The sequence below is a fragment of the Pseudonocardia sp. CA-107938 genome, assembly GCF_050936315.1.
In the GTDB taxonomy this organism is placed as follows: domain Bacteria; phylum Actinomycetota; class Actinomycetes; order Mycobacteriales; family Pseudonocardiaceae; genus Pseudonocardia.
The window spans coordinates 1860698-1875313 of sequence record NZ_JBNJNA010000001.1; the positions used below are offsets into that span (position 1 = coordinate 1860698).

At 73.6% G+C, this 14616-nt stretch carries 16 protein-coding genes; 11 read left to right on the plus strand and 5 right to left on the minus strand.

All coding sequences use genetic code 11. The features are described 5' to 3' along the window. Positions 1 to 25 precede the first annotated feature (25 nt). Positions 26 to 889: a lysostaphin resistance A-like protein gene (locus ACQEVB_RS09175; RefSeq protein WP_432967451.1), complete on the plus strand. Its 864-nt coding sequence runs from the start codon at positions 26 to 28 to the stop codon at positions 887 to 889. Here ACQEVB_RS09175 and ACQEVB_RS09180 read toward each other — a convergent pair. Genes ACQEVB_RS09180 through ACQEVB_RS09190 form a run of 3 tightly spaced genes read right to left on the minus strand, consistent with a single transcriptional unit; the run spans position 865 to position 2716 of the window. Next, complete coding sequence (locus tag ACQEVB_RS09180) at positions 865 to 1089, minus strand: 4-oxalocrotonate tautomerase family protein (protein ID WP_432967454.1); 225 nt, start codon at positions 1087 to 1089, stop codon at positions 865 to 867. The genes ACQEVB_RS09175 and ACQEVB_RS09180 overlap by 25 nt on opposite strands. Positions 1090 to 1106: 17 nt before the next feature. Then, positions 1107 to 1970, minus strand: a complete 864-nt coding sequence (locus tag ACQEVB_RS09185) for an SDR family NAD(P)-dependent oxidoreductase (RefSeq protein WP_432967457.1) — start codon at positions 1968 to 1970, stop codon at positions 1107 to 1109. Then, positions 1970 to 2716 carry an SDR family oxidoreductase gene (locus ACQEVB_RS09190; RefSeq protein ID WP_432967460.1) on the minus strand — a complete coding sequence of 249 codons (747 nt, stop codon included), beginning with the start codon at positions 2714 to 2716 and terminating at the stop codon, positions 1970 to 1972. The genes ACQEVB_RS09185 and ACQEVB_RS09190 overlap by 1 nt, the downstream gene beginning before the upstream one ends. 100 nt (positions 2717 to 2816) lie before the next feature. Between ACQEVB_RS09190 and ACQEVB_RS09195 the strand changes: the two genes are divergently transcribed. Further along, positions 2817 to 3668, plus strand: coding sequence for a helix-turn-helix domain-containing protein (locus ACQEVB_RS09195; RefSeq protein WP_432967463.1), 852 nt, complete (start codon positions 2817 to 2819; stop codon positions 3666 to 3668). On the opposite strand, the gene ACQEVB_RS09200 is transcribed toward ACQEVB_RS09195, so the two are convergent. Next, positions 3649 to 4599 (minus strand): NAD-dependent epimerase/dehydratase family protein, encoded by a 951-nt coding sequence (locus ACQEVB_RS09200; protein ID WP_432967466.1) that lies wholly within the window; start codon positions 4597 to 4599, stop codon positions 3649 to 3651. The two genes, ACQEVB_RS09195 and ACQEVB_RS09200, sit on opposite strands and share 20 nt — an antisense overlap. Positions 4600 to 4661: 62 nt before the next feature. On the opposite strand from ACQEVB_RS09200, the gene purS reads away from it, so the two are divergent. The 9 genes from purS (at position 4662) to purM (ending at position 14186) form a co-directional block, all read left to right on the plus strand. Continuing rightward, complete coding sequence (gene purS, locus ACQEVB_RS09205) at positions 4662 to 4895, plus strand: phosphoribosylformylglycinamidine synthase subunit PurS (RefSeq protein ID WP_432967469.1); 234 nt, start codon at positions 4662 to 4664, stop codon at positions 4893 to 4895. Then, a complete protein-coding gene (purQ, locus tag ACQEVB_RS09210; protein WP_432967472.1) occupies positions 4892 to 5566 on the plus strand; it encodes a phosphoribosylformylglycinamidine synthase subunit PurQ in 675 nt (224 codons plus the stop codon). Before purS ends, purQ begins: the two co-directional genes overlap by 4 nt. Positions 5567 to 5626: 60 nt before the next feature. Continuing rightward, entirely contained in the window at positions 5627 to 6142 is a 516-nt protein-coding gene (locus ACQEVB_RS09215; protein ID WP_432967475.1) for a VanZ family protein, read from the plus strand. After that, positions 6126 to 6503, plus strand: coding sequence for an MmcQ/YjbR family DNA-binding protein (locus ACQEVB_RS09220; RefSeq protein ID WP_432967478.1), 378 nt, complete (start codon positions 6126 to 6128; stop codon positions 6501 to 6503). Before ACQEVB_RS09215 ends, ACQEVB_RS09220 begins: the two co-directional genes overlap by 17 nt. A 50-nt stretch (positions 6504 to 6553) precedes the next feature. After that, positions 6554 to 8812, plus strand: a complete 2259-nt coding sequence (purL, locus tag ACQEVB_RS09225) for a phosphoribosylformylglycinamidine synthase subunit PurL (protein ID WP_432967481.1) — start codon at positions 6554 to 6556, stop codon at positions 8810 to 8812. Continuing rightward, positions 8809 to 9150 carry a sterol carrier family protein gene (locus ACQEVB_RS09230; protein ID WP_432967484.1) on the plus strand — a complete coding sequence of 114 codons (342 nt, stop codon included), beginning with the start codon at positions 8809 to 8811 and terminating at the stop codon, positions 9148 to 9150. The genes purL and ACQEVB_RS09230 overlap by 4 nt, the downstream gene beginning before the upstream one ends. Before the next feature lie 142 nt (positions 9151 to 9292). After that, a complete protein-coding gene (locus tag ACQEVB_RS09235) occupies positions 9293 to 11428 on the plus strand; it encodes a putative bifunctional diguanylate cyclase/phosphodiesterase (protein WP_432967487.1) in 2136 nt (711 codons plus the stop codon). 52 nt (positions 11429 to 11480) lie between these two features. Further along, positions 11481 to 13058 (plus strand): amidophosphoribosyltransferase, encoded by a 1578-nt coding sequence (purF, locus tag ACQEVB_RS09240; protein WP_432967490.1) that lies wholly within the window; start codon positions 11481 to 11483, stop codon positions 13056 to 13058. 33 nt (positions 13059 to 13091) lie between these two features. Continuing rightward, positions 13092 to 14186: a phosphoribosylformylglycinamidine cyclo-ligase gene (gene purM / locus ACQEVB_RS09245; RefSeq protein ID WP_432967493.1), complete on the plus strand. Its 1095-nt coding sequence runs from the start codon at positions 13092 to 13094 to the stop codon at positions 14184 to 14186. Here purM and ACQEVB_RS09250 read toward each other — a convergent pair. Then, a complete protein-coding gene (locus tag ACQEVB_RS09250) occupies positions 14183 to 14611 on the minus strand; it encodes a VOC family protein (protein ID WP_432967496.1) in 429 nt (142 codons plus the stop codon). The two genes, purM and ACQEVB_RS09250, sit on opposite strands and share 4 nt — an antisense overlap. Positions 14612 to 14616: the final 5 nt, after the last annotated feature.

Below are 14616 nucleotides of genomic sequence, written 5' to 3' on the forward strand. Positions count from 1 at the left end.
CCCGGCCGGGCCCGATGCTCGGTGCATGGTCACGACCAGCCCACGGACCGCCGGCCCGACAGGCATCCTCACCGCCGCCGGACTCGCCGTGTTCGCCGCCGCCTACGGATGGCTGCTCGCCACCGGCACCACCGAGGTGACGGGCTCGGCGGACTCCGGTGCCACCGGTCCGTCGCTGCTCGGGGCGCTGCTCCCGGCGCTGGTGGCCGTCCTGATCGCGCTGGTGGTGGCCCCGCACGCGCGGCCCGTCGTGCTCGACGGCGTGCCCACAGACCAGCTGCGCCGGGAGGCGCTGGTCCTCGTCGGCCTCGCGGTCGCGTTCCCGCTCTCCGTGCTCGCGGTGCCCGGCGACCTGGCCTACCCCCTGCTGAAGGTCGGGCTGTTGCTGGTGGCGCCGCTGGCCGCGTTCCGGCTGATGCGCGGCACGGGTCCGGTCGCCCGCACCGTGCCGCGCCCGCTCGTGTGGGCCGCGCCCAGCGCCGCCGCACTCGCCTGGTTCCTGACCTCGCACGTCGGCCCGCTCGCCGTGCCGCTCACCCAGCAACTGCCCGACCCGGTCACGCTCGCCGTGGTCTCGCTTGTCACGCTGCTCACGGCGAGCGTGCTGGAGGAGTTCTTCTACCGGGCGTGGCTGCAGACCAGGCTGGAGCGGCTGATCGGCGTCGGCCCGGCGGTGGTCGGCCAGGCCCTGCTGTTCGCCGCCATGCACGTCGGCCACATCCTGGCCAACACCGCCGGCATCGCGACGGGAGTGGCAGGCGCACTCGCCGTGCAGGGGGTGTTCGGGCTGATGCAGGGGGTGCTGTGGGCCCGCTACCGCAACATCTGGGTGATCGTCGCGATCCATGTCGTGACCAACCTGGTCTACGTCGACCTGCTGCTCGGCTGATCGGCGAGCATCGCGGCGGTCAGCACGTGCCCGCCGATGCCCCAGCCGCCGTCGACGACCTCCTCGACGAGGACGAGCGTGGTGGCCCGCGCCCGCTCCCCGTAGATCCGTACGTAGAGCTCGGTGGCCTCCTCGACGATCTCCTGCTTCTGCTCGGCGGTGACGGTGCCGGCAGGGACCTTGAAGTTGGCGAACGGCATGGTGACTCCTTCGGTGATCAGAGCGATGCGGATGCGGGCAGCAGCTCGGCGATGCCGATGCGGCGGTAGAACTCGGCGCGGATCCGGTCGTAGACGGCCGAGACCACCTCGCTGCCGTCCCGGCTCGGGTCCACGTGCACCCGGAACGGGCGCTTCCCGGCAGGCAGCCCGACCACGCGCACGATCTCCTCGGCGACCTCGTCGGCGGTCCGGCCCTCCGGGAACAGCCCGTCCAGGCGGGCCGGCATTTCCTGGCGCAGCGCGCCGTACGCGCCGTCGTACGCGGCCTCCCGCCCGGTGTCGGCGGGGTGGCCGGCGTGTGCGAAGTGGTTCGTGCCCGACGGGTAGGCACCCGGCACCACGATCGTCGTGTCGATGCCGAACTTCGCCACCTCGGCGGCGTAGCTCTCGGCCAGCGCGTCCATGCCGGCCTTGGCCGCGAAGTACGGGGCGAGGAACGGCGGGTGCCCGCCACGGGTCGACGACGACCCGACCCACACCAGCAGACCGGAGCCGCGCTCGCGCATCGCCGGCAGCACGGCCCGGTTGACGCGCTGCGTCGAGAGCACGTTGACGTCGTACAGCTGCGCGAGCTGCTCGGGGGTGAACGCCTCGGCCGGGCCGAGCACCATGTGCCCGGCGTTGTGGACCACGACGTCGACCGGACCCACCGCAGCGACGGCGGCGTCGACCGACGCCTGGTCGAGCACGTCCATCTCGACGGCGTGCACGCCGTGCTCGTGCAGCTCGGCGACGGCCGGCGCGTTGCGGCCCGTGCTCTCCCGCACGCCCGCGTGCACGGTGTGACCGGCCCGGGCCAGTGCCCGCGCGGACAGGTTGCCGAACCCGCTGGATGCGCCCGTGATGAGGACCGCGGCCATCAGACGATCCCGCCGTTCGCGCGGACGCGCTGTCCGTTGACCCAGTGGCCGGCCGGCGAGGTGAGGAACGCGACGACCTCGGCGATGTCCTGCGGCAGGCCGAGCCGCTCCAGTGGCGGCTGGGCGGCGAGGCGGTCGATGGTCTCCTGGTCCTTGCCGTCGAGGAACAGGTCGGTGGCCGTCGGGCCGGGGGCGACGGCGTTGACGGTGACGTCGCGGCCGCGCAGCTCGCGGGCGAGGATCAGCGGCAGTGCCTCGACAGCGCCCTTGCTCGCGGCGTACGCGCTGTAGCCGGGGAACGCGAGGCCGAGGACCGACGTCGAGAAGACGACGATCGAGCCGCCACGACGCACGCGGCGCGCCGCCTGCTGGGCGACGACGAACGCGCCGCGCACGTTGGTGCGCTGGATGGCGTCGAACTCGGCGAGGTCGAGGTCCACGAGCGGGGAGAGGGCCATCCGGCCTGCGGCGTGCACGACGACATCGACGCCGCCGAACTCGCGCTCGGCCGCGTCGAACATGGCGGCGACGGCGGTCTCGTCCGCGACGTCGGCCGCCGCGGCGACGGCGCGGCCGCCCGCGGCGATGATCTCCGCGACGGTCTTGTCGGCGGCCTCGTGGTTGCCCGCGTAGCCGACGACGACGGCCACGCCGTCCGCGGCGAGCCGGAGGGCGACGGCGCGCCCGATGCCGCGGGAGGCGCCGGTGACGACGGCGACGCGGTCGGTGCTGGTTGAAGTGGTCATGCCACCACGGTTCGCCGATCGGCCGGCGGCAGACAGAGTGCGTTCACCGGGGGGATGACACCCCCTGTCTCCGGCCGGGGCGCGAGGTCAGACTGCGGTGGTGAACCTCGCCGAGCTCGGCACCTTCCTGCGCTCGCGCCGCGACCGCATCCGCCCCGCAGACGTCGGGCTGCCCACCGGTCCGCGCCGCCGCGTTCCCGGGCTGCGCCGCGACGAGGTGGCGCAGCTGGCCGGGGCGTCCGTCGAGTACTACATCGAGCTGGAACGCGGTGCCGGCTCGCAGCCGTCCGAGCAGATGCTGGCGGCGCTCGCGCGGAGCCTGCGGCTCACCGTCGACGAGCGCAACCACCTCTACCACCTGGCCGGACGTCCGGTGCCCCGGCAGGGCGGCCCGGCCTCGCACGTGCACCCCGGGATGTCCGACCTCCTCGACCGGCTCACCACCACGCCCGCGCAGGTCATCACCGACCTGCACGTCACGCTGGTGCAGAACCGGCTGGCCAAGGCGCTCGTCGGGGACGAGTCGGTGCACCGCGGGCCGGCCGCGAGCTACGTGCACCGCTGGTTCCTCGACCCGGACGGCCGCCGCGCCTACCCGGAGGCGGACCACCCGGCCCAGTCCCGCGCGTTCGTCGCCGACCTGCGTGCCGCATTGGCCCGGCGCGACGCCCGCGACCCCGAGGCGTCGACGCTGCTGGCGGCGCTGCAACAGGGGTCGCCCGAGTTCGTCCGCCTCTGGGAGGAGCACGACGTCGCGTTCCGCCGCGACGACCGCAAGCGGATCATCCACCCCACGCTGGGCGTGCTGGAGGTGAACTGCCTCAACCTCTTCAGCGAGGACGGCCGGCAACGGCTGCTGTGGTTCACCCCGGCCGCGGGCACCGACACCGCCGAGCGGATGGAGCTGCTGGGCGTGGTGGGCCGGCAGGACCTCACACCCGAGCGCGGCTGAGCAGCTCCCGCTCGTCCGCGGCGGAGAGCCCCGCGCGGCGCTCCCGGTCCATGCCGAGCGCCTGCTCGTGGGCGAGCGCGCTGCGCGCGGTGTCAGCGATGGGCCGGCAGGTCAGGCCGGCGGCTGCGGCCGGGCCGGGGTCGCGGGACACGACGCCGAGGCTGTCGGAGGGCAGCCACAGCGGCAGCGACCGGGGTCCCATCCAGGGCTCGATCCCGGCTGCCACCAGCGTGTCCGCCGGCACCGGCACCCGCTCCAGGTCCGGCGCGCCGACCGCGGCGGCGATCTCGTCGAACATCGCACCGAGCGTCGTCGCCGGTCCGACGCCGTCGTACGTGCCACCCGTCCCGTTCTCCGCGCAGCGCACGATCCACGCGGCGAGATCGCGCACGTCGACGATTCGTACGGGCTGGTCAGGCACGTCCGGCACCACGGCCCGGCCGCCGCGGGCGAAGCGGGCCGCCCAGTAGCCGAACCGGTCGCTGAGGTCGCCGGGGCCGCAGATCAGCCCGGCACGCACGATCAGCGCGTCGGGGTGGGTGGCGCGGACCGCGTTCTCGGACGCGACCTTGACCGCGCCGTAGCCCTCCGGGTCGGTCGGGTCGGCCTCCTCCAACGGCGCGAGCAGCGAGCCGTCGTCCGCGTACACGCTGACCGATGACACGAACGTCCAGTGCCGCGCATCGATGCTGGTCAACGCGTCGCGTACCCAGGGCAGGTTCATCCGCGCCACGTCGACGACGGCGTCGAACCGCTCGCCCGTGAGCGGCCCGAGCCCGCGGTCACGGTCGACGGCCACCAGCATCGCCCCGTCGGGAACGGAGCCGGACTCGCCGCGCGCCGCGCAGACCACGTCGTGCCCGCGGGCGAGCGCGGCCGCCGCCGTCGCGTGGGAGAGGAACCGGGTACCGCCGAGGATCAACAACCGCATGAGCGCAGCGTCACGGACAGCGGTGACCGGCGGCAACGATGTTCGCCGTACGCTGAGGCACCGTGGCGAGAGTCGTGGTGGACGTGATGCCGAAGCCGGAGATCCTCGACGTGCAGGGCCAGGCCGTGCACGGGGCGCTGGGCCGCCTGGGCATCTCCGGTATCTCCGACGTGCGGCAGGGCAAGCACTTCGAGCTCGAGGTCGACGACTCGATCGACGACGAGACCCTGCACAAGGTGGCCGGGGAGCTCCTGGCCAACCCCGTGATCGAGGACTGGGTGGTGACGCGTTCATGACCCGCGTCGGCGTCATCACCTTCCCCGGCACCCTCGACGACGTCGACGCCGCGCGTGCGGCGCGCCGCTCCGGCGCCGAGGCCGTCGCGCTGTGGCACGCCGACCACGATCTGCGGGGCGTGGAGGCGGTGGTGATCCCGGGCGGGTTCAGCTACGGCGACTACCTGCGCGCCGGCGCGATCGCGAGCATGGCGCCGATCATGCGGTCGGTGGTCGACGCGGCCCGCGGCGGCATGCCCGTGCTGGGCATCTGCAACGGCTTCCAGATCCTCTGCGAGGCCGGGCTGCTCCCCGGCGCGCTGCTGCGCAACGCCGGCCTGCACTTCGTGTGCCGCGACCAGCGCCTGCGCGTCGAGACCACCGCCACGGCGTGGACCAGCGGCTTCGTCGCGGGCGCCGAGATCGTCGTGCCGGTGAAGAACATCGACGGCCGCTACCACGCCGACGCCGCCACGCTGGAGCAGCTGGAGGCGGAGAACCGGGTGGCGTTCCGCTACGTCGGGGGCAACCCCAACGGCTCGCTCCACGACATCGCCGGCATCAGCTCGGCCGACGGGCGCGTCGTCGGGCTCATGCCGCACCCGGAGCACGCCATCGACGAGCTGACCGGCCCGTCGACGGACGGCCTGGGCCTGTTCACGTCGCTGCTCGGCGCGGTGGCCGCAGCCTGAGGCGCGCGTTGATCAAGGGCAGAATGTCGCTTGTTGATCTCCGCGGACGACGTTCTGCCCTTGATCGACACAACCTCGGCCGTGCTTGACCGGTGGGGCGGGGTCCTGCTCACGACCGCCGTCGCCACGCCGGTGGCCGCGCTGGTGGTGTGGGCGCAAGCCGCACGGCGTGGGTGGCGCAACCCCGCACTGGAGGCCGTCCTCGTCCTGGGCACGCTGCCGTGGCTGTGGATGGTGCTCACCCCGCGCGGGACGGGCCGTGCGCTGGACCTCGTCCCGTTCGCGGACCTCGCCGGCCAGCTGGGCGCCGCGTCGGCCGTCGAGCAGATCGGCGGCAACCTGCTGGTCTTCGCCGCGCTGGGCGCGGCCGCACCGCTGCGCTGGCCGCTCGGCTGGCGGGTGGTCGCGATCGCGGCGGCCGGTTCCGTGGCGATCGAGGTCGCGCAGTACGTGCTGGCGATCGGTCGCGTCAGTTCGGCCGACGACGTGCTGCTCAACGTGGCCGGCGCGGCGCTGGCGGCGGCTGCGTCGCGGCACTGGTGGCGGGCAGGATGGGCGCGTGCCGGTCACCGCTGACGAGATCCGTCGGTTCGCCGCCCCGCTGCCTCGCACGGAGGTCGCGATGGTGCGCGACTCGCTGAAATTCCGCATCCGCAGCATCGTCTACCTGGCGATCTCGCCCGACGAGCGGACGATCGGGTTCGCGTTCCCGAAGGCCGAGCGCGCCGATCTGGTCGCGAGCGAGCCGGCCAAGTTCCACCTCCCGCGCGAGTCCGACCTGCGGTTCAACTGGGTGCAGGCGTGGCTCGCCGCCCTCGATCCCGACGAGATGCGCGAGCTCGTGCTCGACGCCTGGCAGATGGTGGTGCCGAAGAAGGTCGCCGCCGAGTACCTGGCGACGGACCCGATCCGGCGGGCGGCACGCGGCGACGTGTGAGGTTGCCCGGGGTGCGTCGGGCCGTGCGACCAGGCACGTAGGCTCGGACCGTGACGACCCCTGCCGTCAGCACCGCCGACACCGTCGAGCACGCCGCCGCGACGCCGGACCAGCCGCAGCCGTTCCGCGAGCTCGGCCTGAAGGACGACGAGTACGCGCGCATCCGGGAGATCCTCGGCCGCCGCCCCACCGACGCCGAGCTGGCGATGTACTCGGTGATGTGGAGCGAGCACTGCTCCTACAAGTCGTCGAAGGTGCACCTGCGCTACTTCGGCGAGACCACCACCGAGGCCATGCGGGCGAAGATGCTCGCGGGGATCGGCGAGAACGCCGGCGTCGTCGACATCGGTGACGGGTGGGCGGTCACGTTCAAGGTCGAGTCGCACAACCACCCGTCGTACGTGGAGCCGTACCAGGGCGCCGCGACGGGCGTGGGCGGGATCGTGCGCGACATCATGGCGATGGGTGCGCGCCCGATCGCGGTGGCGGACCCGCTGCGGTTCGGGCCTGCCGACGCGCCCGACACCCGCCGCGTGCTGCCCGGCGTGGTCGCGGGCGTCGGGGGCTACGGCAACTCGCTGGGCCTGCCGAACGTGGGCGGCGAGGTCGTCTTCGACGCGTGCTACGCCGGCAACCCGCTGGTCAACGCGCTGTGCGTGGGCGCGATGCGCACCGAGGACCTGCACCTGGCCTTCGCGTCCGGGGCCGGCAACAAGATCATCCTGTTCGGTGCCCGCACCGGCCTCGACGGCATCGGCGGGGTGTCGGTGCTGGCCAGCGAGACGTTCAGTGAAGAGACGGGGCGCAAGAAGCTGCCGGCCGTGCAGGTCGGCGACCCGTTCACCGAGAAGGTGCTCATCGAGTGCTGCCTCGAGCTGTACCACGCGGGCCTCGTCGTGGGCATCCAGGACCTGGGCGGTGCCGGCCTGTCGTGCGCCACGTCCGAGCTGGCCAGCGCCGGTGACGGCGGCATGCACATCGACCTCGACGCCGTCCCCCTGCGCGCGACCGGCATGACGCCGGCGGAGATCCTGTCCAGCGAGTCGCAGGAACGCATGTGCGCCGTCGTGACCCCGGAGAACGTCGACGCGTTCATGGCCGTGTGCCGCAAGTGGGACACGATCGCGACGGTCATCGGGGAGGTCACCGAAGGCGACCGGCTGGTCATCACCTGGCACGGCGAGACCGTCGTCGACGTGCCGCCGCGCACCGTCGCCCACGACGGGCCCGTCTACGAGCGCCCGGTCGCCCGCGGCGCCGGCCAGGACGCGCTGGTCGCGAACACCCCCGACGCGTTGCCGCGCCCGACCGACCTGCGCGCCGAGATCCTCCGCATGGTCGCCTCGCCGAACCTGGCCAGCCGCGCCTGGGTCACCGACCAGTACGACCGCTACGTGCGCGGCAACACCGCGGCTGCCCAGCCCGCCGACGCCGGTGTCGTCCGCGTCGACGAGGAGACCGGCCGCGGCATCGCCGTCGCCACCGACTGCAACGCCCGCTTCGTCGCGCTCGACCCGTACGCCGGCGCGCAGCTGGCGCTCGCGGAGGCCTACCGCAACGTCGCCACGTCGGGCGCGGTGCCGCTCGCCGTCACCGACTGCCTCAACTTCGGCTCGCCGGAGGACCCGCACGTCATGTGGCAGTTCCAGCAGGCCGTCCGGGGCATCGCCGACGGCTGCGCGCAGCTGGGCATCCCGGTCACCGGTGGCAACGTCAGCTTCTACAACCAGACGGGTTCCACCGCGATCCTGCCCACGCCGGTGGTCGGCGTGCTGGGCGTGCTCGACGACGTCGCGGCGCGGATCCCGGCCGGTTTCCGGCGGGACGGCGACGTGGTCGTCCTGCTCGGCGAGACCCGCGACGAGCTGGGCGGGAGCGAGTGGGCGCACGTCGTGCACGGGCACCTCGGTGGCCGCCCGCCCGCCGTCGACCTGGTCGCGGAGCAGCGGCTGGCCGGGTTCCTGGCCGGCTCGGCCGCCCTGCTCACCGGCTCGCACGACCTGTCCGACGGCGGTCTGGCCCAGGCGCTCGTCGAGAGCTGCCTGATCGGCGGGCAGGGCGCGAGCGTCGAGCTGCCCGGCGACGACGCGTTCGTGGCGCTGTTCGCCGAGTCCGCGGGGCGCGTGCTGGTCACGACGGCGCCGGAGCAGGTCGACGCCGTGCTCGCAGCGGCCGCGGCAGCAGGCGTGCCCGCCCGGGCGATCGGCACCACCGGCGGCGCGGACCTCGCGATCGCCGGCCTCGCCGAACTGCCCCTCGCCGAGCTGCGCACCGCGTGGGAGGGCACCCTCCCGGCGCTCTTCGCGTGAATGACCCGCTCGGGCCCGTGCTGGCCTGGCTCGACGGCGGGCCGGTCCCGGAGCGGGTGGTGCTGCGCTCCGCGGTGAAGGAGAGCCTTGCAGCACTTGCCGCCGCGGCTCCGGGACGCAGCGTCGAGGTGCGGGTACCTCCGATGGGTGCAGTGCAGTGCGTGGCGGGCCCGCGACACACCCGGGGGAACCCACCGAACGTGGTGGAGACCGACCCCCGCACGTGGCTCGCGCTGGCCGTCGGGCGGCTGAGCTGGGACGACGCGCTCACCGAACGGTTGGTGTCGGTTTCCGGGTCTCGGGCGGGCGAGATCGCCGCCTGGTTACCGCTGCTCTGACCAGTCCATTCCGTCACGCAGAGCCACTACGTGGACCCACCCGGTAGAGTGAAGCGCCACTCGTCGCGGTGGCGTTGCTCCGTCCCCGCGACCACACTTGGCCCGTTCGGTTCCCCTCGATCGGGCGAGAGGCAGGTGCCGCGTGACGCGCATCAACGGCACGGCCGACGCATCCGACGCGTTGGCGGAACCGACGGCCCCGATGCCGCGGATCGCCGACGAGCGGCTCGTCCGGCTGGCGACCCGGTGGGCGGCGACCGCCGGTGGCTCGGCGCACCTGGCCGGACGGCTCGAGACCGTGCTGCGCCGCATCGCCACCGTCGTGCGCGGCGAGCCCTTCACCGCCGAGTGCGGGCGGCAGATCGGGGCGGACCTGTTCACCATCGGGTCCACGATCAGCGCCACGGACCCCGAGGACCTGCTCGCCGCGAGCCTCACCCTGCTGCGTGCCGAGGAGGGCGTGCTGCTGGGCACCGTGGAGCCGTCCGGCCGCGCCCGGTTGGCCGCCGTGCTGGCCGAGCTCGCCGCCGGCTTCTCCCGCGCCTACGGCGAGCTGGGCGCCCGGGTCCCGACCGGTGCGGCCGCGCTGCCCGTGGACCTCGCGGGCGGCCTCGACAGCTGGTACTACCGCGCCGCGTTCGAGCAGGCCGCGTTCGCCGTCGGGCTGATGTCCCTCGACGGGGCGTCGTTCGTCGGGAACCCCGCGCTGGTCGCGATGTTCGGCATGCGTGGACCCGACCGCCCGCTCTCCGACTTCGTGCACCCGGACGACCTGGGTGAGGTGCTGCGGCTGCGGCAGCGGCTCGTCGAGGGCGAGGCCGAGGTCGTGCGCGTCGACGTGCGGGTGGTGCGGCCCGACAGCGCGACGTTCTGGGCGCACATGGTCGGCTCCCTCGTGCACCGGGCGGACGGGGCACCCACCCACGTCCAGGTGCTCGTCGAGGACGTGTCGCAGCGGCAGGCCCGCACGGCCCGGCTCGTCCACGCCGCGGGCCGTGACCACCTGACGCACCTGCCGGGCGAGGCGCAGGCCGAGACGTGGCTGCACCGGGCGTTCCACGGCGGGGCGCAGACCGTCGGCGTGTGCTCGGTGAACCTCGACGGGTTCTCCGCCATCGTCGACAACCTCGGCTCGTCCGGCGCCGACCGGCTGCTGATGGCCGTCGCCGGCCGGTTGCAGCTGGTGTCGGGCACGCACCTGCTCACCCGCACCGGCGCCGACCAGTTCCTCGTGCTGCTGGCCGACCCCGGCACCGACGGCGAGCCGGTCCGCCTCGCCGACCGCCTGCTCGACGCCCTGTCGGTGCCGTTCGTGATCGGGGAGCGGCCGGTCAGCGTCACGGCCAGCATCGGCGTGGCGCACGCGGCCACGGCGAGCACCACCGCGGCCGAGCTGACCAGGGCCGCCGACGTGGCGTGCTCCTGGGCTCGCTCGCTCGGCGGCGGCCGGCGCGTCGAGTTCGACCACCGCCGTGACGCCGGCGAGGCCGCCCGCTTCGCGCTGCTGTCGGGGCTGCGGGGCGCGATCGGGCGCGGCGAGTTCCGGCTCGCCTACCAGCCGCTCGTGGCGCTCGACTCCCGTCGGCTGCGCGGCGCGGAGGCGCTGGTGCGCTGGCAGCACCCCGACGAGGGCCTGATCGGGCCGGGACGGTTCATCGAGCTGGCGGAGCAGAGCGGCGCGATCGTCCCGCTCGGCCGCTGGGTGCTGGAGGAGGCGTGCGCGCAGGCGGCCCGCTGGTGGCACGAGCTCGGCGCGGAGGCCCCGTACGTGAGCGTCAACGTGTCGCCGGTGCAGCTGGCCGCCGCCGACTGGGTGGACGATGTCACGGAGGTGCTGGCCACCACCGGGCTCCCGCCCACCCACCTGCAGCTGGAGATCACCGAGCAGGCCGTCCTCGTCGACGAGGAGACGGCGCTCACCTCGCTCACCGCGCTGGCCGAGACCGGGGTGCGCTTCGCCCTCGACGACTTCGGCACCGGCTACTCCAGCTTCGCCTGGCTGCGCCGGCTGCCGGTGCACATGCTGAAGATCGACGGCTCGTTCATCCAGGGGCTGCGGCATCCGGCGCCCGACCGGGTGGACCGTTCGATCGTGCGCGCGCTGGTCGACATGGCCCACGCTCTGGACCTGTCCGTCACCGCGGAATGGGTCGAGACGCCCGTGCAGGTGCGCCGGCTCGCCGAGCTGGGATGCGACGTCGGGCAGGGCCGGTGGTTCGGTGACCCTGGTCCCGGTCAGTGGGTTCCGGGGGAGTTCCGGCGTAGGCTCGGGCGGTGACGTGCGGCAACCCGCGCGCTCACTGACCCGTCGCCGCATCCAGGAGCGTGTCGTGCGCACGAGTTCCGACCGGAACTGCCACCTCGACGACGATCTCGACACCACCCCCGGACTCGACGTCTCGGCCGACCCGGAGCCCCGCGAGGAATGCGGTGTCTTCGGCGTCTGGGCCCCTGGCGAGGACGTCGCGAACCTCACCTACTACGGCCTGTACGCGCTGCAGCACCGCGGACAGGAGTCCGCCGGCATCGCCGTGTCCGACGGCCACCGCATGGTGGTCTTCAAGGAGCTCGGCCTGGTCAGCCAGGTCTTCGACGAGCAGACGCTCTCGTCGCTGCGCGGCCACCTCGCCGTCGGCCACTGCCGCTACTCCACCACCGGCTCGTCGGTGTGGGAGAACGCGCAGCCCACGTTCCGCACCACCGCAGCGGGCAGCGGGGTCGCGCTGGGCCACAACGGCAACCTGGTCAACACCGCGGAGCTGCGCGACGAGGTCGCCCAGCTCGTCGCGTCCGGCGCCGCGCAGCACGCGAAGATCGCCGCCACCACCGACTCCGACCTGATCACCGAGATCCTCGCCGCCACGGCCGTCGACATCGGCCTGGAGGAGGCGGCTGCCCGGCTGCTCCCGCGCGTCCGCGGCGCCTACTCGCTGGTGTTCGCCGACGAGCAGACGGTCTACGCCGCCCGCGACCCGCACGGCGTCCGGCCGCTCGTGCTCGGCCGCCTCGAACGCGGCTGGGTGGTGGCCAGCGAGACGGCCGCGCTCGACATCGTCGGCGCCTCGTTCGTGCGCGAGGTGGAGCCCGGCGAGCTCCTCGCCATCGACGAGAGCGGCCTGCGCAGCACCCGCTTCGCCACGCCGGAGCCCAAGGGCTGCGTCTTCGAGTACGTCTACCTGGCCCGGCCCGACACCACGATCTCCGGCCGTTCCGTGCACGCCGCGCGCGTCGACATCGGCCGCCGCCTCGCCGAGGAACACCCGGTGGAGGCCGACCTCGTGATCCCCGTGCCGGAGTCCGGCACCCCCGCCGCCATCGGTTACGCGCAGGGCTCCGGCATCCCGTACGGGCAGGGCCTGGTCAAGAACCAGTACGTGGGCCGCACGTTCATCCAGCCCAGCCAGACCATCCGCCAGCTGGGCATCCGGCTCAAGCTGAATCCGCTGCGCGACGTCATCCGCGGCAAGCGCCTCGTCGTCGTCGACGACTCGATCGTGCGTGGCAACACCCAGCGCGCGCTCGTCCGCATGCTGCGCGAGGCCGGCGCGCTCGAGGTGCACGTGCGCATCGCGTCGCCGCCGGTGCGCTGGCCGTGCTTCTACGGCATCGACTTCGCCACCCGCGCCGAGCTCATCGCCTCCAGCCTCGACGCCGAGGGCGTGCGCCGCTCCATCGGCGCCGACTCGCTCGGCTACGTCTCCGTCGAGGGCATGGTGGCGGCCAGCGAGCAGCCCCGCAGCCGGCTGTGCGCCGCCTGCTTCGACGGGGAGTACCCCATCGCGCTGCCCGAGGAGGCCCGGCTCGGCAAGCACCTCCTGGAGCTCTCCCCGGTGTCGGGGGCCGCCTCCGGGGACCCGGGCCCGCTCTCCGTCGGTTACGGTGCGGCGGACGCCCTGCAGCGTCCCTGACCAGCTCCCCACACGCTAGGAGTAGTGCCCGTCATGTCGCCGACCACGCCGGAAGGCCCGGTGGTGAGCTACGCGTCCGCCGGGGTGGACATCGACGCCGGCGAGCGCGCCGTCGATGCCCTGCGCCCGTACGCGGCGAAGGCGAGCCGCCCCGAGGTGCTGGGCGGCATCGGCGGTTTCGCCGGGCTGTTCGCGGTGAAGTTCGGCAAGTACACCGAGCCGGTGCTGGCCGCGTCGACCGACGGCGTGGGCACCAAGGTCGCGGTCGCGCAGGCCATGGACAAGCACGACACGATCGGGCTCGACCTCGTCGCCATGGTCGTCGACGACCTCGTGGTCTGCGGGGCCGAGCCGCTGTTCCTGCAGGACTACATCGCCGTCGGCAAGGTCGTGCCCGAGCAGATCGCGGCGATCGTCAAGGGCATCGCGGAGGGCTGCCAGCAGGCCGGCTGCGCGCTCCTGGGCGGCGAGACCGCCGAGCACCCCGGCCTCATGGAGGAGGGCGGGTACGACGTGTCCGCCACCGGCGTCGGCATCGTCGAGTCGGGGCAGATGCTGCGCCCGCAGAACGTCCGCCCAGGGGACGTGCTGGTGGCGCTCGGCTCGTCCGGCCTCCACTCCAACGGCTACTCGCTCGCCCGGCACGTGCTGCTCGACATCGCCCGCATGCCGCTGGGCGGGCAGGTGGAGGAGTTCGGGCACACCCTCGGCGAGGAGCTGCTCACCCCCACCCGGATCTACGCCAAGGACTGCCTCACCCTCGCCGCCGAGACCAGCGTGCGCACCTTCGCGCACATCACCGGCGGCGGGCTGGCCCGCAACCTGGAACGCGTCCTCCCAGCCGGCCTGGAGGCCACCGTCGAGCGCAGCTCCTGGACGCCGGCCCCCGTGTTCAAGCTCATCGCCTCCCGAGGCCGCGTCGAGCGCGCAGAGATGGAGAAGACGTTCAACATGGGCGTCGGCATGGTCGCCGTGCTGCCCGCCGACGACGTCGACCGCGCGCTGGCCGTCCTCACCGCCCGGCACGTCCCGGCGTGGGTGCTCGGCGAGGTGCGTCGCTCCACGAAGGAGACCGACGGCACCCCCGGTGCCCGCGTCCAGCTGGTGGGCGAGCACCCGAGGTTCTAGGTGAAGTCGGCCGGGCTGTACGGCTTCGACTCGACCAGCACCATCCAGTTGCCGGAGTTGTCGCGGGCCACGGCCTCCACCCCGTACGGGCGCTCCTGCGGGGTCTGGACGAACTCCACGCCCTTCGCCACGAGGTCCTCGTAGGTCTTGCGGCAGTCGTCGACGTTCACGCCGATGCCGAACATGTTGCCGGCGTCCTGGGCGCGCTTGATCGCGGCCGCCATGTCGTCGGGGACGGGCGGGCCGGGCACGGTGAGCTGGATCTGCAGGTCGGGCTGGGACGCGGAGCGCACGGTGCACCAGCGGTAGCCCTCGCCGAGGGTGATGTCGGTGTGCTCGGAGAACCCGAGCACGTCGACGTAGAAGGCCTTGGCGGCGTCGATGTCCTTGACGAACACGGTGACGATGGAAACAGCAGTGATCATGCGGG